The following is a 17,954-nucleotide window of genomic DNA, read 5'->3' on the forward strand; positions in this document are numbered from 1 at the left end:
CGCTAGCAAATCTCGATCCCTCACGCGCCGGGCAATCGTTGCCACGATTGGCGAGCATCTGCCATCATGCAATTGATTGCGTTTGTATTCTACTTCTCGGCAGATGGCGCGAATGAACGGCGGCTGTCGCGCTCGTTAAGCGAGCCGACAGCCAGCGCATGACACATGGTCGCATCGGCGAACGTAGATAAGCGGATCAAGGGAACCTATTTTCGGCGCCCATGTACCTGATCGAAGCGCTCCCCACCGTCATTGGAACTGCCGCCATCGCTCCGGCGCTGCTGTTGCTCTGGCTCGTCATCGCCGCCGAGGAACGCCCGGGGCCGCCGGCCCAGGTCTGGACCGCATTCCTGTTGGGCGCGGCGAGCATTTCGCTCCTGGGTCTCGCCCGCGCGCCCTTCGCCAAGATGGTCGCCGCCCCGGACGACCCCTGGGCGGCGCTGGCCATGCATTCGGTCTTCGGTGTCGCGCTGCCGGAGGAGGCCGTCAAGGTGATCGCCATCGTGCTGGTCTCATCGACCAAGCGGCGGACCTTTGCCAATCCGATGGACACCGTGGTCTACGGCGCCGCGGTCGGCCTCGGCTTCGCCGCCTACGAGAACCTCGCCTACCTGGTCCAGCACGCCGACATGTGGCGCTCGCTCGCCGCGCTGCGCAGCGTCCTGACGGTGCCGTTCCACGGCGCGCTCGGCATCATCGCCGGCGCCTACCTGACCATCGCGCGCGCCGGCACGGCGCTGGGCGCGAACCGCCACCATCGCGATTGGGCCCGTCTCTCCAGCCGGCTGTTGATCTTCGCCGGCCCGCTCGCGCTGCATTCGGCCTTCGACTTCCCGCTGCTGACGCTCCAGCGCATGCCCGATCTCGATCCGACACTCCGCATGTGGCTGGGCGCTGCGAGCCTATTGATCGGCTTCAGCTCAATTGCGTTCGCCATCCGCCTGGTCCGGCGCGTCGCCCGCCATCATGCGCCGCGAACCGATGTCGCGCGCGAGCGGCTCAGCCAGCTGCGCCGGATGTGGGCGCTGCTGCTCGCCGGCGGCGGCATCGGCTTCGTCGGGCTCGCCTTTGTCCTGACCTCGATCCATCACTGGCTGATCAACCCCGAGCGCAACCTGACGCTGGCGCTGATTCCGATCGGTTTCGTCTCGATCCTGCTCGGCCTCGCGCTTCTGATTGTCACAACGGCGATCTACATTCTCGGCCGCAACCGCCTTCGCACCAACGCGGAGGGCTTTTCGTCGGCGCCCGGTGGTACTTGATCCAACGCATGGCGAACGCGCGACAGGCCCACTAGATTGGGATGCAACCCTCTCGTTCCGGAGCCAGACGATGACATCGCCCGAGGAATTCTCCCGCCTCCAATCCGAGATGAACCAGGCGGTCAAGGCGCATTGGAAGGCTTTTCTGTTCGAAGGGATACTGCTTGCCGTCCTCGGCATTGCCGCGCTTGTCCTGCCGCCGCTCGCCAGTCTTGCGACCGCGATCTTTCTCGGCTGGATGTTCCTGATCGGCGGCATCGGCGGACTGATCGCGACCTATTGGGCGCGCAGCACGCCAGGTTTCTGGTGGTCGCTGATCTCGGCTGCGCTGGCCGTGCTGACCGGTTTGCTGCTGCTCGCGCGGCCGATTCAGGCCGTGCTGACGCTGACCATCGTGCTCGGCGCCTATTTTCTCGCCGAGGGCGTCGCGACCATCATGTACGCGCTGGAGCACCGCCGTGAGCTCAGCGGCCGCTGGTCGTGGCTGCTGATCGCGGGCCTGGTCGACATCGCGATCTCGTTCATGGTGATCACGGGACTGCCGAGCTCGGCGGAGTGGGCCATCGGCGTCCTCGTCGGTATCAACCTGCTGTTCGGCGGCGCCACCATGATCGGCATGGCGCTGGCGGCACGCAATGGCAACACCTGAGACGCCTCGTCGCTCCACACCCTGTTTGGGGGGTGACAAGGTGCCAGCGGCGGGCTATATGGCCTTCCCATGATCACCGTCGCCACCAGCTATTTTTGGTATTTTAGCTACGACAGCTCGCTGGCGGCCGGAGGATCGCGCTCAATCTAAAACATTGCAGCAATCGTCCGAACAGCCGCCAGACCTGGCGGCTTTTTTGTTGGCCGGCAGGTTCTAAAACAGACAGGAGCCCGCCGTGCTGAGCACGACCGACGATCTTCGTATCCGCGAACTGAAAGAGCTGAGCACGCCGGAAGAGGTGATGCGGGAGGTCCCGCGCACGCTCACTGCGACGCGTGTGGTGATGGCCGCGCGCAACGCCATCCGTGCCATCCTGAGCAATCAGGACGACCGCCTTCTGGTCGTCGTCGGCCCCTGCTCGGTGCACGATCCCAAGGCGGCACTCGACTATGCCGAGCGCCTGGCAAAACTGCGCGAGGATCTGGCCGATCAGCTCGAGATCGTGATGCGGGTCTATTTCGAGAAGCCTCGCACCACGGTCGGCTGGAAGGGCCTGATCAACGATCCCGACCTCGACGGCAGCTTCGACATCAACAAGGGGCTGCGGCTCGCGCGCAACGTGCTCTCCGCGGTGAACAATCTCGGTCTGCCCGCCGGCACCGAATTCCTCGACATGACGACGCCGCAATACATCGCCGACCTCGTTTCCTGGGCCGCGATCGGCGCGCGCACGACCGAGAGCCAGATCCATCGCGAGCTGGCTTCGGGCCTGTCCTGCCCGGTCGGCTTCAAGAACGGCACCGATGGGAACGTTCGCATTGCCGCCGATGCGGTGAAATCAGCTTCGCATCCCCATCATTTCATGGCGGTCACAAAGCTCGGCCGCTCGGCGATCGCCTCGACCGCCGGCAACGAGGACTGCCACATCATCCTGCGCGGGGGCAGCAAGCCGAACTACGACGCGGCAAGCGTTGCGTCGGCCTGCAATGAATTGACCAAATCCGGCGTTGCCCCGTTGGTGATGGTCGATGCGAGCCATGCCAATTCGAGCAAGAAGCCGGAGAACCAGCCGCAGGTCGCGGCCGATATCGCCCGCCAGATCTCGGGCGGCGAGAGCCGCATCATGGGCGTGATGATCGAGAGCAATCTCCTCGCCGGTCGCCAGGATGTCGTGCCGGGCAAGCCGCTCACGTATGGGCAGAGCATCACGGACGGTTGCATTGACTGGGCAACGACGTCGAAGACGCTCGAGCAGCTCGCCGACGCGGTTGAAATCCGCCGCAACATCCAGCGCGCCGGACTGCACGAGAGGTCGGCCTGACGGATGATCAGGTTAGGATGGCTCGTTCCTCACCTCTCCCCGACGGGCCCCGACGGGAGAGGTGAAAGCCTCAGCAGCCGCGGCAGATGCTCTTGATCTTCTTGTCGAGCGCCTGGTTTTCCTTGCTGAGCGGATCGTTCGCATCGCTCAGATTCTTCTCGCTAGGGACATCGCTGGCACGCGGCTGGCGATGACCGACCGGCGCCGGCAACACCGATCCGGAGGATGCGCCGCTTGATGTCGATCCCTTGGAGCCGCCGGTCTGCGCAACGGCCGCGCCGCCAAGCAGGACCACGAGCGATGCTGCCAGCATGATCTTCGTCATGTCCGTTTCTCCATTCTCAAATCTGCGTCCATGCCATCGCCACTCATGCCTCGGGCGGATAGAGATGAACGTCGCCGCAATAGTCGACGATACGATAGCGCGTTTCCGATTTCGCTTCACTTGTCTCGTCTGCGGTATTTTGCACCGCCAACACGTAATTCGGCCCCACCGGCGACTTGCCTGCACCGCCGGGAATGTCGATGACATAGTCCGGCTGACACAGGCCCGACACTCGCCCGCGCAACTGCCGCATCAATGCCTGGCCCTGCGCCAGCGTCGTTCGCAGATGCGCCGTTCCCGGGGCGAGATCGCCGTGATGCAGATAATACGGCTTGATCCGGCATTCGACGAAAGCTCGCATCAAATCCGACAGCGCGGCGATGTTGTCATTGACGCCGCGCAAAAGCACGGATTGGCTCACCAGTGGAATTCCAGCATCGACGAGCCGCGCGCAGGCAGCACGCGCGGGGCCCGTCAGTTCGCGCGCGTGGTTGGCATGTACCGCGACCCAGGTGGCCGCGCCCGCGACCTTCAGGGCCGCGACCATCTCCGCGCTGATGCGCGCCGGATCGGCCACGGGGACGCGGGTATGAAGACGGATGACCTTGACGTGATCGATGGCCGCAAGGTCGGCCATGATCTCGCTCATCCGCCGAGGCGACAGCATCAGGGGATCGCCGCCGGTCAGGATCACTTCCCAGATCTCGCCATGCGACCGGATGTAGTCGATCGCGGTGCGATAGGCACTCTCCGACAGCGCGTTGTCCTTGCCGGGTCCGACCATCTCGCGGCGGAAGCAGAAGCGGCAATAGACCGCGCAGACGTGCACGAGCTTGAACAGCACGCGGTCGGGGTAGCGGTGCACGATTCCCGCGACCGGCGAATGCGGGTGATCGCCGATCGGATCGGCATTCTCGCCCGGCTGCGCCTCGAGCTCGGCTGAAACAGGAACGAACTGCCGCGCGATGGGATCGTCGGGATCGGTCGTGTCGATCAGATCAACGAGATCAGGGGTGATGGCCACTGCATAGCGCGCCGCGACGCGTTCGAGCGCCGGCAGCGCCGATGCGGGGACGAGGCCCTCGGCCACCAGCTCGGCGGGCTCGCGCAGAGTGCGTGCAAGATTCGTCTTTGTCATCTCTCATCCGCAGGCGGTGTCCACACCACCTGATCAATTCGTGTGGCGCCGCTCGCCAGCATCACCAGCCGGTCGAAGCCGAGCGCGACACCGCTCGCCTCCGGCATTGCGGCGACCGCCGCCAGAAAGTCCTCGTCGAGCGGATAGGCTTCGCCGTAGCGGCGCTGCTTCTCAGTCATCGATTCCGTGAAGCGTTTGCGCTGCTCCTCGGCATCGGTCAGCTCTCCAAAGCCGTTGGCGAGTTCGACGCCGCAGGCATAGACCTCAAAACGTTCGGCGACCCTCGGATCATCCGTTTTTACCCGCGCCAGCGCCGCCTCTGGAGATGGGTATTCGAACAGGATGGTCAAACGCCCCTGCCCCAGCTGCGGCTCGACGTGCTCGACCAGGACCTTGCTGAAGATGTCCGACCAGGTGTCGTCCTCGGCGACACGGACCTTCCCGGCGGCCGCCGCGGCCAGCGCCGCACGGTTACCCTCGTCGCCCGAAATTGTCGACAGCAGGTCGATGCCGGCAAAGTGCGCAAAGGCGCCCGCGACCGTCAGGAGCTCAGGCTCGACGAAGGGATCGGCGGTCCGGCCGCGGAAGGAGAAGGTCCCGATCCCGGTCGCCTGCGCCGCACGGGCGATCACGACGACGCAATCAGCCATGATGGCATCATAGGGGGCGCCCGCGCGGTACCATTCTAGCATGGTGAACTCGGGCAGATGCAGGTCGCCGCGCTCTCGGTCCCGGAACACCCGTGCGAACTCGAAAATCCGCGTCTCGCCCGCCGCCAGAAGCTTCTTGCAGGCGAATTCGGGCGAGGTGCGCAGGTATCGGCTGGCCCGGCTGCCGTCGGGCCGCATGATCTCGGTCCGTGGGGCGTGCAGATGGGTCTCGTTGCCCGGTGAGACCTGGAGGACCGAGGTTTCGACCTCCACAAAGCCCTGTTCGGCGAAAAAGCCCCGCAAAGCTCCGGTCACGGCGCCCCTGGCCTTTAGGAACGGCCGCCGGTCGAGGTGCCGCGCAGGCGACCAGAACGGCGACATCGGCTTGTCCCCAGCCATCAACCGACCGCCCCAGCCGGCAGCAAAATGCTGGCATCCAACGGCAAAATCAGTATGTTGCGGCCCGAAACGGGCGCCGAGGTCCGATTTGAGGCCCCAAGTCCCCCATCAATTCGACCACGTCCTGGCTGGTGCCGGGCCAAGCAAGCAGGAAATACAGCTTTGAGAGTCATCGCCAGTTCTATTCGCAAGGGCAACGTGATCGAGCAAGACGGCAAGCTCTATGTCGTCGTGAGCGCCGAGAACATCCATCCCGGCAAGGGCACCCCGGTCAGCCAGATCGAAATGCGCCGAATCTCGGACGGGGTAAAGATCTCGGAACGCTACAAGACCACCGACCAGGTCGAAAAGGCTACGATCGAAGAGCGCAACTACACCTACCTCTATGAGGATGGCGACGGCTACCACTTCATGAACCCGGAGACCTACGACCAGGTCCAGGTCTCCAAGGACGTCGTCGGCGACGCCGCTGCGTATCTGCAGGAGAGCATGACGGTCAAGCTCTCCATGCACGACACCAACCCGGTGGCAATCGCCCTGCCGCAGCGCGTGACGCTGGAAGTGGTCGAGACCGAGCCCGTGACCAAGGGCCAGACCGCCTCCTCCTCCTACAAGCCGGCGGTGCTCTCCAACGGCGTGCGCACCACCGTGCCGCCGCACATCACGGTCGGCACCCGCGTCGTGGTGATGACCGAAGACGGCTCCTACGCCGAGCGCGCCAAGGATTAAGCGGGCAATCGAGGATCGGAACAAGTACCGCCGGGGGGCGAGGCAGTGGGCAGGAAGAGTTTCCGCTTCGTCTCGCTTCTCCTGGCGCTGCCGTCGCTCCTCGTTGCCGCACCGCTCGCTGCGGATGAATTCCGCAGCCCGTCGCTGACGGCCCTGCGCGTCGATTGGCGCGCGGCGCTCGATCAGCTTCGCAGCGAGATCAACAGCCATCCCCAGATTGCGGGCGACTTCATCTTCGCACCCCGCCGTTCGGTGCCGCGCTACGATCCGCGCGCGATGCCCGCACTGGTGCAACTCAACGCGATCTCCTCGCGCTTCTTCACCGGCATTACCCGAAGTCCCGTCCCCGTGCTGCTGCCGTTCGACGGCGCGGCGTATCTCGATGCGCAGCGCAGCGGCGCGCCGGCGACGCTCGCGCTGTCGCGTTACCAGGCCGACTTCAATCCCGTCGACATGTTCGATGCCGGTCCTGCCGGCTACAGCGCGACTTTCTCGCTTGATCCGGGTGCCGGCGACGGCATGCCGACCCGGGTCTACGCAAGGCCCGTCGAGGTGCAAATCACGGGCTCGGCGCTCGTCTACGACATCGCCGATCCCGCCGGCGGCAAGGGCGAGCCGGTCAAGCCGCTTGCCGCAACCTACCCGGATCTGCGCAGGTTCATCCGGGAAGGCTATGTGCGCTACGCCTTCACCCGCTTCGGCGCCGCCTATGTGGTCTCGATCCAGTGCCTCGACAGTGTCGCGAGGCCGCGGCGGCTCGCCTGCAAGGAGGCCTATCCGGTCGCCGAGCGTTTCCTCAAGGCGCTGCGCATCGCGGGCGGCCAGCGCATGCGGCCGCTGACGGACGTTGCCTCCAACATTATCGATCGCCCCGCCGTGCGTTCACCGGATTTCAGCTATCGGCCGAGCGGCGACATCATTCCGAACACCGGTTACCGCAAGCAGGGCGGCCATCCCGATGCCATGGCCTACGCCCAGATCCGCTTTCCGTTGGAGAAGGCGCCCGCCATCGTGCGTTCGCAATCCTACGGCAAGCGCGACAAGAGCGAAGGTCCCACCGCCTATCCCTGGCGCGACAATTTTTGCGAGTCGCGTAGTTTCGAGGTGTGGCAATGCGGCGGAGGTTACGGCCACCAGGGCGAGGACATCCGCGCCGCCGACTGCCCGCCGCCCGGTGAAGGCCGCGAGCCCTGCGATGCCAAGCGGCGCGGCGTCGTCGCCGTCCGTGACGCAATCGTCATCCGCAGCACCAAGGACCAGGCGGCGACGCTTCAGGTCAACAGCCGCACCGAGCACATCCGTTTCCGCTACATGCACATGAATCCGCAGGCGATGAACGCCGACGGCCTCGTCAACGGCCGCCTCGTCGGCGAAGGCGAGAAGATCGGCGTGGTCTCGAACTATCTCGACCGTCCCGCCGGAACGTCGCTGCACCTGCATTTCGACGTCCAGGTGTTCACCCGCGACGGCTGGATCTGGGTCAGTCCCTACGTCACGCTGGTGTCGGCCTATGAGCGGCTGATACGCGCCCGCGGCCGCGAGATCGGCCCGGAGATCGCAGTCACGTCGCAGCCGGTGGCTCACGCGCTGCCGGAAGACGTGATCAAGCCTGACTTGCGCGAGGGAGCGGGCGGCGAGGAGAACTGAGAGCGTACTCGTTCGTTGCCGGAGCGGGCAGGAAAGCATCTGGTCGCGCACTCCCCCCGCTCGAACGAAGAAGGATGGGTTGATGAGTGTCGGACTGATCGGTCTTCTCGACGACATCGCGGCGATCGCAAAGGTGGCTGCAGCCTCGCTCGACGATGTCGCCAGCCAGGCTGCCAAGGCAGGCACAAAGGCGGCTGGCGTGGTCATCGACGACACGGCGGTCACGCCGAACTACGTCATCGGTTTCGCTTCGAAACGCGAGCTGCCGATCGTCGGCAAGATCGCGCTCGGATCGCTGCGCAACAAACTGCTTATTCTGCTGCCCATTGCCCTGCTGCTCGGCTATTTCCTTCCCGCTGCGGTCACGCCGCTGTTGATGCTGGGCGGCGCCTTTCTCTGCTATGAGGGCGCCGAAAAGGTGCTCGAAGCCGTGATGCCGCATCATGCGCACCAGCACGAAGCTCAGCTCCAGCCGATTGCGCTGAATGCGCAGTCGGTCGAGGACGAGAAGGTCGCTGGCGCCATCAAGACGGATTTCATCCTGTCGGCGGAAATCATGGCGATCACGCTGGCGGCCCTGCCGGCGGGCAGCATCTGGACGCAGGCGCTGGTGCTGGCGCTGGTCGGCCTCTTCATCACCGTCGGGGTCTATGGCGTGGTCGCCCTGATCGTGAAGGCAGACGATGCCGGAATCGCCCTTGCGCGCTACGACGGCACCTCACTCGCCGGCGGCGCGATCCGCTTGCTTGGACGCGCGCTCGTCCGCGGCATGCCCGCTTTCCTGGCTGCGCTGAGCACGATCGGCACCGCCGCCATGATCTGGGTCGGCGGCGGCATCATCCTGCACGGCATCGAGAAGTACGGCCCGCCCGCGATCGGCCACTCGGTCCATGCCGTAACCGAGGCTGCCGCACATCTCCTTCCATCCATTGCCGGCATCGTCGAATGGTCGGTCGAAGCAGCCATATCTGGCGTGCTTGGACTGCTGGTCGGAGCGATTGCCATTCCGGTCGTCCAATACGGACTCGCGCCGGCCTGGAAACGCCTGAAGCGATCGCGACCGGCCTGAGCACGGCCGCCGCGTACACCCTACTCCAGGAAGGTCGTCAGCTGCGCGCCCTCGTCCGCCACGAACACCGCGATCAGTTCCGCCGGTTCGGTCATGCTGGCATTTGCCGAGATCAGATGCGTCGACCCCGGCGGCTCGAAGAAGGACTGGCCGACGCCGAACGTCTCGACCGGACCACCGCCGAGCTGCGAGCGGATCTCGCCCTTGGTGATGTAGGCGGTGACGGAGCCCGCGTGGCGATGCGGCCGCGAAAACCCGCCCGGACCGTAGGACACGCGCACGATGGTGACGCGCTTGCCGGGCACGTTCGGAAGCGCGTAGGAACCGATCGGCTCGACCTTGTCGAGCGGCGAGCCCTCCGCTGCTGTCGCGCAGAGCGGCGCGAGGGAGCTGGACACGCTATCGATCGTCACCGGCAGAGCTTTGCCAATCACGAGCGCGCAGACAAATCCTGCGACGACGGCGAACGCCGTCGAACGTGACGGCGCCGGACACTGCACGGCACAAAGGCTCATGGCTGTCATTGTGACTCTCCCCTCTCTCCGTCAGGACGAAGCTGCAGCGTCGGCCGCCGGCCGCAGTGCAGGCGTCCAGCGAAACGCCGCACCAAAACGGTTCCAGACGTTGATCGAGGCGACCGCCGAGGTCAGGTACGTCAGTTCAGTCTCGGAGAATTCGCCGGACGCTTCCGCGTAAACCTCCTCGCTGACGCCGTCAGGCAGACAGGTCAGCGCCTCGGCCCAGGCGAGCGCGGCCCGCTCTCGCCGCGAAAAGATCGGCGCCTCACGCCAGACCGCGACCAGATGGAGCTTGTCGACGGGAACGCCGATCCGTTCCGACAGCAGGACGTGGTGCTGCACGCAGAACGCGCAGCCGTTGATCTGCGAGGCGCGCAGCTTGATCAGCTCGAGCAGCTGCTTGTCGAGGCCGGCCTTGGCCGCAACCTGGCCCAGCGCCAGCACCAGATCATACGCATCGGGCGCGATCCGCTTGAAATCTTCATATTCGCTGCGGGCGTGTGACATTGCCATTCACCTCGGCCTGTTATAAGAGCTAGGATATCTTATAAGAGCTCTTATATGTCACGCAAGACGAATGTCGCGAAGTCGCAAACGGGACGCAAGGCCGTTGCAGCCGGTGCGGTGCATGTCCCGGCACCGGGCGAAGGCAAGCGCGGCGAACAAGGCTATCTCGGCTATCTGCTGCGCCAGGCCCACGCCGCGGTTCGTCTGACGATGGAACGCACGCTCGCCGATCTCGGCGTGACCTCGCCGCAATTCGCGGTGCTGACGATGCTGAACGCTTATCCAGGCTTGTCGGGGGCCGATGTCGCCCGCCTCACCTTCCTGACGCCCCAGACCGTCAGCGTTATCATCCGCAATCTCGAACGCGACGGCGCGATTGTGATGACGCCTCATCCCATCCATGGCCGCATCCAGCAATGGACGCTGACGCCGCGCGGCGCGACACTCTTGAAGACGTGCCGGCAGCGTGTGCTCGAATTGGAAAAGCGCCTCGCTCGCAATCTGGATTCCAAGGCTGAAACCACGATCCGGCGCTGGCTTGCCGGCATCGCGGCTGAACTGCAGGAAGACTAGAGAGCCGCCATCGCGGCTGTCGCGGCCGCAGTGCTAGCCGTCTTTCAAGGCGTTCTTGACTGCGCCGTCCGGCCAGGTCTCGTCGGCCGCGATCACCCGCACGCGGGTCTGGTCGGCGGTATTGACCAACACGTGTGAATTCACCCGCTCACCGCTCGGCTCTAGACGCAGATCGGTTTCCGGCTTCCAGCTCAGCGTCGTCGCGAGATCGCCGGGGAAGATCTTCCATTGCGATCCATCGTCGAGCTCGACGACATGGCTTTCCGCATGCGTGCGTATCTTCATTCCAACCCGTTTTTTCGATGAACAGATTGCCGGCCCCGGCTTGTATGGAGGAATGCGGGAGTGCGACACTTGTTCCGGGGAACAGATGCTCAGGCACGATGACGCACGTTCCTGGAACCGACTCACGCGTGCCATGTTTCCGGCTAGAATGTGCCCATGAAGCACACTGATTCCACGCCCGGTCACACCCGCCGCGCCCTGCTCCAGTCGACGCTCGGTGCAGCCGCTTTGCTTGCGCTTCCCAACCGCACTCTCGCCGCACCTCCCGGCTTCGACGAATGGCGTGAGAGCTTTCGTGCGCGCGCGATGGCAAAAGGTATTGCCGTCGCGACATGGCAGCGCGCGATGGGACGGGTAGAACCGGACATGAGCGTGTTTGCGCAGATGCGCAACCAGCCCGAATTCCACGAGCAGGTCTGGCAGTACATCAACCGCCGCGTCTCGGACTGGCGCATCATCAACGGCAAGATCGCGCTGAAGAACAACGAGGCGCTGTTCGCCCGCATCGAACGCGATTTCGGGGTCGAGCGCGGCACGCTGCTGGCGCTGTGGGGCGTCGAGTCCGCCTATGGCGATCCGCTGGTGCAGCAGAATCACATGAGGCCGGTGTTTCCCTCGCTCGCCGCGCTCGCCTGGAACGAGCCGCGCCGCAAAGCCTATTGGGAGACCGAGCTGATCAACGCCCTGCGCATCGTCGACAAGGGCTGGAGCACGCCCGAGGAGATGCGCGGATCATGGGCTGGGGCGATGGGCCATTCGCAATGGATGCCGGAGGTCTGGCTCAATGTCGGCATCGATTATGACGGCGACGGCAAGGTCTCGCCATTCGGCAAGCCCGACGATGCGCTGGGCTCGACCGCAAAATATCTCGTCAATCGCGGCAAGTGGCACCGCGACGAGCACTGGGGTTACGAGGTGCGCGCGCCCGGCAACATGAGCGGCAGCCGCACCTATGTGGCCTGGCAGGCCGCCGGCGTGAGCCGCGCGGACGGCCAGCCGTTTCCGCAGCCCAACGCATCCGCGCAAATGTGGACGCCGGTTGCGGGCGGGCCGACCTTCCTGCTCGGGCCGAACTTCTACTCGGTGAAGAGCTATAACCCCTCCATGAACTACGCGCTGGCGATCTGCCACCTCGGTGACCGCTGCCTCGGAGCCCCGCCCTTCATCCAGCCGTTCCCGGGCTCCGAGCGTGCGTTGACGCTCGCCGAGGTGCAGGAAATGCAGACGCGCCTCACCAAGGCCGGCTTCGACACCGGCGGCACCGACGGTCGCGTCGGCAACGACACCATGAAGGCGGTCAAGGATTTCCAGCAGCGCGCCGGCATCACCCCGGCGGACGGATATGGTGGGCTGAAGGTGCTGGCGAAGCTGCGGCAGGGGTCATAGGACTCCGTCATTCCGGGGCGCGCCACTTGGCGCGAACCCGGAATCCATTCCACCGCGTCGCTTGCTGCACGATGGATTCCGGGCTCGCGCTTCGCGCGCCCCGGAATGACGCCGTGGTCAATGCCGATATTGCGGCTCTTCCGCATCGAGCTGTCTGCGTATCGCGGCAAGATGCAGCCGCGCGGATTCGGAATCGCCCTCGCGCATCTGCCTGTAGGTCTCCGCCGCAACGGCCGGATCGACCGGCAGCACCTTCCGCCCCGTCGACATCGCCAGCACCTGCACCTCGGCGGCGCGCTCGAGATAATAGAGATCGTCCCAGGCGTCCGCGATGGTCGGCGCCAGCACCATCACGCCGTGATGTTTCATGAAGACGATGTCGGCATCGCCGACGGCGGAGGCGATGCGCGCGCCTTCGCGGCTGTCGAGCGCGAGGCCGTTGTAGTGGCGGTCGACCGCGGTGCGGCCGTAGAATTTCAGCGCGGTCTGGCCGGCCCAGATCAGGGGATCGCCCTCGGTCATGGACAGCGCCGTCGCGTAGGGCATGTGGGTGTGGAAGGCGACCTTGGCGCGCGGCAGGCGCCTGTGCATCTCGGCATGGATGTAGAACGCGGTCGCCTCGGGCACGCCCTCGCCGTCGAGCACGTTGCCGTGGAAATCGCAGATGAGCAGCTTCGACGCAGTCAGCTCGCGGAAGGCGTAGCCGTAGGGGTTGACTAGGAAGAGGTCGTCGTGGCCGGGCACGACCGCCGAGAAGTGGTTGCAGATGCCCTCCTCAAAGCCGTTGCGCGCGGCCATGCGGAAGCAGGCAGCGAGATCCTCGCGCGCGGTGCGGATCGCGTCGGTGGCGAGATCCGGCCGGTTCGAGCGGAATGTCGCGGGCGCGGGTGAGGATGCGTGAAGGCTGTGCGCCATGGCGAGGAATCCCTCTGTCGGTTGGCAATTGCCCATCTTCTACAGGGGCTGCGCCTGCGCGTCAGCCCCTGCGGCCGCCACCCTGCCCTGCGCAGCTCAAGCGCGCCGCGGCACGCCGCCGGCGTTCATGCCGCCGTCGATGACGAGCTCGCTGCCGGTGACGTAGCGCGAGGCATCGGAGGCGAGATACAGCACGCCCGCGGCGATCTCCGCGGCCTGGCCGGCGCGGCCAAGCGGCGTGACGACACGGGCGCGCTCCTCCGGATCGATTGGGGCGTTCTGGCCTGCGCCGGCCGCCCCTGTCGGGATCTTCCCCCAGATTGGCGTGTCGATGATGCCGGGATGCACGGAGTTGACGCGGATGCCATCGCCGGCAGCCGCGCACTCCATCGCGATCGACTTCGCGAACAGCCGCACGCCGCCCTTGGTCGCCGAATAGGCCGACAACCCGGGCGCACCGCGCAGGCCGGCGAGCGAGGACATCATGACGATCGAGCCGCCGCCGGTTTTGCGCATCAAGGGCAGGCAATGCTTGACCGAGAGAAACACGCCGTCGAGATTGATCGCGTTCTGCTTGCGCCAGTCAGCGAGCGTCATGTCGACGATCGACGGCACCGAAATGCCGATGCCGGCGTTGGAGACGAGCACGTCGAGCCGGCCGAAGCGCTTTGCGATCTCGGCGACGATCTCGATCCAGCGCTCCTCGCTGGTGACGTCCTGCTCTAGGAAGATCGCCTTGCCGCCGGCTTTTGCAACGCGCTTGGCGAGCTCAGGGCCGCGCAGCTCGTCGATGTCAGTTGCGACGACCGTGGCGCCTTCGCGCGCAAATAATTCGACGATGGCCTCGCCAATACCGGAGGCGCCGCCCGTCACCAGTGCGATCTTGCCCTCAACCTGCCCTGCCATGCTCACTCCCTTTTTTGTTGTTTGAGCAACCTACTTCTTACGCATGATCTCGTCGATCATGCGTCATCTAATCACGGATGGCCCCTGGTCCGGTAGCGCGACGTCGACGACGCGGAATTGCACGCGCTCGGCGCCCTGGTAGCGGTCGACCGAGAGCGAACCCGCGACATGCATCTGCTGGCCGCGGTTTGCGAGCAGCGCATTGCCGAGCTTCTGGCCGACCGAACGGAACGCGACGCCGTTGACGATGGCGCCGTCGCCCGCCTTGAAACGCAGACGCAGATGCGCCTGGCCGACCTCGTCGGCAATCACGAGTTGATGCGCCGGCAGCGCCAGCACCGGCTCCGGATTGCCGCTGCCGAAGGGACCGGCGCGGTTGAGAATCGTCGCCAGCTCCGGCGTCACCGCGCGCGCCGAGACTGCGCCGTCGATATAGAGCTCGTTGACGTGGCGCGCCTCGGCGACATCGCGCGCCAGCGCGGCCTCGAGATAGGCGCGGAATTCGGCGAGCTTCTCCTTGCGCAGCGTCACGCCCGCGGCCATCGCGTGCCCGCCCCCTTTCAGCAGAATGCCGTCGGCGACCGCCTGCCGCACCGCCTTGCCGAGATCGACGCCGGCGATCGAGCGGCCCGAGCCGGTGCCGATGCCGCCGGGCTCCAGCGCAATGGCAAAGGCAGGCCGCGAAAACTTCTCCTTCAGGCGCGAGGCAACGAGGCCGACCACGCCGGGATGCCAGCCTTCCGAAGCCGTGACGATCACGGCGAGCTTGTCCTCCAGCCCGATCGAGGCCAGCGCCTCGGCTTCGGCCTGGGCTTCGGCTGCCTGCTCGATGACGCGGCGCTCGCTGTTGAGACGGTCGAGCTCGGCCGCGATCCGCGCCGCCTCGACGCTGTCGCCTTCGAGCAGCAGCCGCACGCCGAGATCGGCGCGGCCGATACGGCCGCCGGCATTGACGCGCGGCCCCAGCATGAAGCCGAGATGCCAGGCTTCCGGCGGGCCGTTGAGCCGTGCCACGTCCATCAGCGCGGTGTGGCCGATATGGTCGCGCCGACGCATTGCGATCAGCCCCTTGGTGACGAAGGCGCGGTTGAGACCGGTCAGCGGCGCGACGTCGGCGACGGTGCCGAGCGCGACGTGATGCAGCATGCCCAAGAGATCGGGCTCCGGCATCTCGCTCGTCCAGAAACCGCGCTGGCGCAGCTCGCGATTGACCGCGACCAGCGTCACCAGCACGAGGCCGACGGCGGCGAGATGACCGAGGCCGGAGAGGTCGTCGGGGCGGTTCGGATTGACCAGCGCGTCGACCTCGGGGAGATCGAGGCCGCATTGGTGGTGATCAATCACGACCACGGACATGCCGAGGCGCTTCGCCTCGGCGAGCGGCTCGATGCTGGTGGTGCCGCAATCGACGGTGACGAGCAGCGTTGCCCCTTTCGCGGCGAGCGCGCGCACCGCCTCCGTGTTCGGGCCGTAGCCTTCGAAAATCCGGTCGGGGATATGGATCAACGGATCCAGCCCGCAATGACGCAGGTGCCAGGCCAGCAGCGCTGCAGAAGTGGCGCCATCGACGTCGTAGTCGCCGAAGATCGCAACCTTCTCGCCCCTCGCCGCGGCATCCGCGATGCGTTTGGCGGCGGCCTCCATCTCCGTCACCGTGAACGGGTCCGGCAGCAGCTTGCGGATGGTCGGGTCGAGGAAGTCCGGCACGGCGTCGATGTCGACGCCGCGGCCGGCCAGCACCCGCGCCAGCAGCTCCGGCAATTGGTGCCGCTGCACGATGGCGAGGGCCTGGGCCGCCCCGCGCCCGTCCAACCGGTCGCGCCACAGCTTGTCGGTGAGCGAGCGCGCGACGCCCAGGAACGCCTGGGGCGCTTCGACGGGGAGTGCGGATGCGGGAGGGGCCATATGCATTCAGTCCGTACGACGAGGGTAGCACATCGGGCAATCACCCGGCGCCTTGGCCGGGCGGTTTTGCACAACGCAGCCGAGGCCAAATTTCATCCTGGTCTGCACGGCATCTGCTGAAAAGCCCCGCATTTTGGCCTCTTGGACGAGTTGCCATCGCTCGATATCAGCGGAAACAATCCGTGCAGGCCGAAATGTTAGACGCCAGCGTCGCAAGGGACACGATCTCGCGGCTCGCCCCTCCGTTCTGGGCAGTGCTCGGCCTCAACATCATCGCGCGGGGCCAAGCCCTGTTTGCGCCGATGTACTCCATCGACAGCTATGACGTTGCGCGGAAGTCATTCAGCGGCGAAATCGCCTATTCGCTCAGCGACGGGCGCTTCGTTCGCGCAGCAATGTGGTGGCTGCAGGCGCAAATCGGGTTCCTGCCGATCGAATCAATGTCCGCATCGATGTGCCTGTCGATTCCGCTCTTCATCATCGCCGGATTCATCTTCGCGGCCGCGATCGTCGAAGACATCAGCCCGCAAGAGGCATTCGCATTTGCGGCACCATTTACGCTGCATCCGTTTGCGACCGAATATTTTTACTACGGTGAGGTCGCCTTCGTGACCGTGCTGGCGGTCTTCTGCGCGGCAATTGGCTGTATGGAGCGCCTATCGTGCGCCGCCCTCTTCGGTGCCGTCGTCCTTGCGCTGGGAAATTATCAGGTTGTAATCGGCCACATTGCGGCAGGCAGCCTGCTTGTCCTGGTCGCCGACCTCTGCCTTTGCGACGGCGCCTCGAAGTCCGACCTTTCCGTTCTGCTCAGCCGTTTCCTGCGCCGTACTGCAGTCCTCTTGGCTGGCCTCACCGTTTACGTGCTGTGCCTGATTTCAACCAAATATCTATTTCCTGCTGTTGCTTCAGGGCGAGCCTTTCGCGCTAGCTCGCTAGAGCTCTTCCAAAGGCTTCGCACACTCGGCGCGGCCGTGGCGTCTTCATTTCTTCCACCGCAGGGCATCATCCCGACGGCGTCGATTGTGGCAGTTCTTGCGCTCGTGCTCAGCATCTTCCTGCTGCTGCGAGCGACCTTGCAACGGCGGGACAGTTCCGCGGCGCTCGTTGCGGCGCTGGCCATCGTGGCAGCGCTGGTTTGCGCCACGATTGCTCCACTCATCGGCGATATCGCCTGGCTGGCGCCGAGGCTGTTATCACCAATCGCGCTATGGATCGCGGCCCTCGGCCCGATCGGCTTTCGATGTGCATTCGCTAAACTGAACCTTTGCCTGGTTGCCGCATTCGCCATCGTCATCGCGGGCTACGTTGGTGCCGACGCCTCGATCCTGTTTGATCAGCGGCGCATGAATTTATGGGATCATCAGGAGGCAAGCCGCATCATCGCGCGACTTGAAGCCGATCCCGCCTTTGGCGAGGTGACATCGCTGGCTGTCGTCGGCCGTCGGAAGACGCACCCCCTCGCGCTTGCTACATCGTCCGTCGACATGAATACATCCGGCCTCGGTTCGCCCTGGTCCAAGCTGGGGCTGTTTGAGCAAGCGACCGGCTACAGATTCGCGACACCGACCGATGCCCAATGGCAAGCTGCGATCGACTATTGCAGGCATGGGACAGTCTGGCCGCTGCCCGGTTCGGTCGGCCTGGTTCATGAGCTTGCCGTCGTCTGCCTTCCCCAGCGCTGACCTTACGAAGCGGAGGACGGCAGGCCGGAGTGACTACTATTTAGGCACTCCGCCAAACAGCAAATTAAGCAGGCGTTAGGCGGAATCC

Annotated in this window: 18 protein-coding genes; 9 read left to right on the forward strand and 9 right to left on the reverse strand. The window is 65.3% G+C overall.

Translation table 11 applies throughout. The features are described 5' to 3' along the window. The first annotated feature begins 221 nt into the window (after positions 1–221). From HZZ13_RS06265 to HZZ13_RS06275, 3 genes are all read left to right on the forward strand, one after another. Positions 222–1,262, forward strand: coding sequence for a PrsW family glutamic-type intramembrane protease (locus HZZ13_RS06265; RefSeq protein ID WP_197958758.1), 1,041 nt, complete (start codon positions 222–224; stop codon positions 1,260–1,262). Between the two features lie 70 nt (positions 1,263–1,332). Then, positions 1,333–1,911 carry an HdeD family acid-resistance protein gene (locus HZZ13_RS06270; protein WP_197958759.1) on the forward strand — a complete coding sequence of 193 codons (579 nt, stop codon included), beginning with the start codon at positions 1,333–1,335 and terminating at the stop codon, positions 1,909–1,911. 235 nt (positions 1,912–2,146) lie between these two features. Beyond that, entirely contained in the window at positions 2,147–3,232 is a 1,086-nt protein-coding gene (locus HZZ13_RS06275; protein WP_197958760.1) for a 3-deoxy-7-phosphoheptulonate synthase, read from the forward strand. A 70-nt stretch (positions 3,233–3,302) separates the two neighbouring features. Here HZZ13_RS06275 and HZZ13_RS06280 read toward each other — a convergent pair whose 3' ends face one another. From HZZ13_RS06280 to epmA, 3 genes are read right to left on the reverse strand one after another with little or no spacing between them, the layout of a single operon-like run. Continuing rightward, positions 3,303–3,557 carry a hypothetical protein gene (locus HZZ13_RS06280; RefSeq protein WP_197958761.1) on the reverse strand — a complete coding sequence of 85 codons (255 nt, stop codon included), beginning with the start codon at positions 3,555–3,557 and terminating at the stop codon, positions 3,303–3,305. A gap of 43 nt (positions 3,558–3,600) precedes the next feature. Beyond that, positions 3,601–4,695 (reverse strand): lysine-2,3-aminomutase-like protein, encoded by a 1,095-nt coding sequence (locus HZZ13_RS06285; RefSeq protein WP_197958762.1) that lies wholly within the window; start codon positions 4,693–4,695, stop codon positions 3,601–3,603. Further along, on the reverse strand, positions 4,692–5,744 hold the full coding sequence (gene epmA / locus HZZ13_RS06290) for an EF-P lysine aminoacylase EpmA (RefSeq protein ID WP_197958763.1): 1,053 nt from the start codon (positions 5,742–5,744) through the stop codon (positions 4,692–4,694). The genes HZZ13_RS06285 and epmA overlap by 4 nt, the downstream gene beginning before the upstream one ends. A gap of 162 nt (positions 5,745–5,906) precedes the next feature. On the opposite strand from epmA, the gene efp reads away from it, so the two are divergent. From efp to HZZ13_RS06305, 3 genes are all read left to right on the forward strand, one after another. After that, complete coding sequence (gene efp / locus HZZ13_RS06295) at positions 5,907–6,473, forward strand: elongation factor P (protein ID WP_024337831.1); 567 nt, start codon at positions 5,907–5,909, stop codon at positions 6,471–6,473. Between the two features lie 45 nt (positions 6,474–6,518). Further along, positions 6,519–8,120 carry a DUF4397 domain-containing protein gene (locus HZZ13_RS06300; protein WP_197958764.1) on the forward strand — a complete coding sequence of 534 codons (1,602 nt, stop codon included), beginning with the start codon at positions 6,519–6,521 and terminating at the stop codon, positions 8,118–8,120. A gap of 82 nt (positions 8,121–8,202) precedes the next feature. Next, positions 8,203–9,189, forward strand: coding sequence for a DUF808 domain-containing protein (locus tag HZZ13_RS06305; RefSeq protein WP_197958765.1), 987 nt, complete (start codon positions 8,203–8,205; stop codon positions 9,187–9,189). 20 nt (positions 9,190–9,209) lie between these two features. Here the strand turns inward: HZZ13_RS06305 and HZZ13_RS06310 are convergent, their stop codons facing one another. After that, entirely contained in the window at positions 9,210–9,713 is a 504-nt protein-coding gene (locus HZZ13_RS06310; protein ID WP_197958766.1) for a cupin domain-containing protein, read from the reverse strand. 21 nt (positions 9,714–9,734) lie between these two features. Then, on the reverse strand, positions 9,735–10,214 hold the full coding sequence (locus tag HZZ13_RS06315) for a carboxymuconolactone decarboxylase family protein (protein WP_197958888.1): 480 nt from the start codon (positions 10,212–10,214) through the stop codon (positions 9,735–9,737). A gap of 54 nt (positions 10,215–10,268) precedes the next feature. Here HZZ13_RS06315 and HZZ13_RS06320 point away from each other — a divergent pair, with 54 nt between their 5' ends. Continuing rightward, positions 10,269–10,787: a MarR family winged helix-turn-helix transcriptional regulator gene (locus tag HZZ13_RS06320; protein ID WP_197958767.1), complete on the forward strand. Its 519-nt coding sequence runs from the start codon at positions 10,269–10,271 to the stop codon at positions 10,785–10,787. 33 nt (positions 10,788–10,820) lie between these two features. Here HZZ13_RS06320 and HZZ13_RS06325 read toward each other — a convergent pair whose 3' ends face one another. Next, the gene (locus HZZ13_RS06325; RefSeq protein ID WP_197958768.1) at positions 10,821–11,072 is read right to left on the reverse strand and encodes a hypothetical protein; all 252 of its coding nucleotides are present in this window, start codon (positions 11,070–11,072) and stop codon (positions 10,821–10,823) included. 156 nt (positions 11,073–11,228) lie between these two features. Between HZZ13_RS06325 and HZZ13_RS06330 the strand changes: the two genes are divergently transcribed. After that, the gene (locus HZZ13_RS06330) at positions 11,229–12,458 is read left to right on the forward strand and encodes a lytic murein transglycosylase (RefSeq protein ID WP_197958769.1); all 1,230 of its coding nucleotides are present in this window, start codon (positions 11,229–11,231) and stop codon (positions 12,456–12,458) included. Between the two features lie 117 nt (positions 12,459–12,575). On the opposite strand, the gene HZZ13_RS06335 is transcribed toward HZZ13_RS06330, so the two are convergent. From HZZ13_RS06335 to recJ, 3 genes are all read right to left on the reverse strand, one after another. Then, the gene (locus HZZ13_RS06335; RefSeq protein WP_197958770.1) at positions 12,576–13,373 is read right to left on the reverse strand and encodes an aldolase; all 798 of its coding nucleotides are present in this window, start codon (positions 13,371–13,373) and stop codon (positions 12,576–12,578) included. A 96-nt stretch (positions 13,374–13,469) separates the two neighbouring features. Next, complete coding sequence (locus HZZ13_RS06340) at positions 13,470–14,279, reverse strand: SDR family NAD(P)-dependent oxidoreductase (protein ID WP_197958771.1); 810 nt, start codon at positions 14,277–14,279, stop codon at positions 13,470–13,472. A gap of 63 nt (positions 14,280–14,342) precedes the next feature. Further along, positions 14,343–16,184 (reverse strand): single-stranded-DNA-specific exonuclease RecJ, encoded by a 1,842-nt coding sequence (gene recJ / locus HZZ13_RS06345; RefSeq protein ID WP_197958772.1) that lies wholly within the window; start codon positions 16,182–16,184, stop codon positions 14,343–14,345. A 182-nt stretch (positions 16,185–16,366) separates the two neighbouring features. Between recJ and HZZ13_RS06350 the strand changes: the two genes are divergently transcribed. Beyond that, positions 16,367–17,866, forward strand: a complete 1,500-nt coding sequence (locus tag HZZ13_RS06350) for a glucosyltransferase domain-containing protein (RefSeq protein ID WP_197958773.1) — start codon at positions 16,367–16,369, stop codon at positions 17,864–17,866. Positions 17,867–17,954: the final 88 nt, after the last annotated feature.

Origin of the sequence: Bradyrhizobium agreste (genome assembly GCF_016031625.1) — a bacterium.
Lineage (GTDB): Bacteria > Pseudomonadota > Alphaproteobacteria > Rhizobiales > Xanthobacteraceae > Bradyrhizobium > Bradyrhizobium agreste.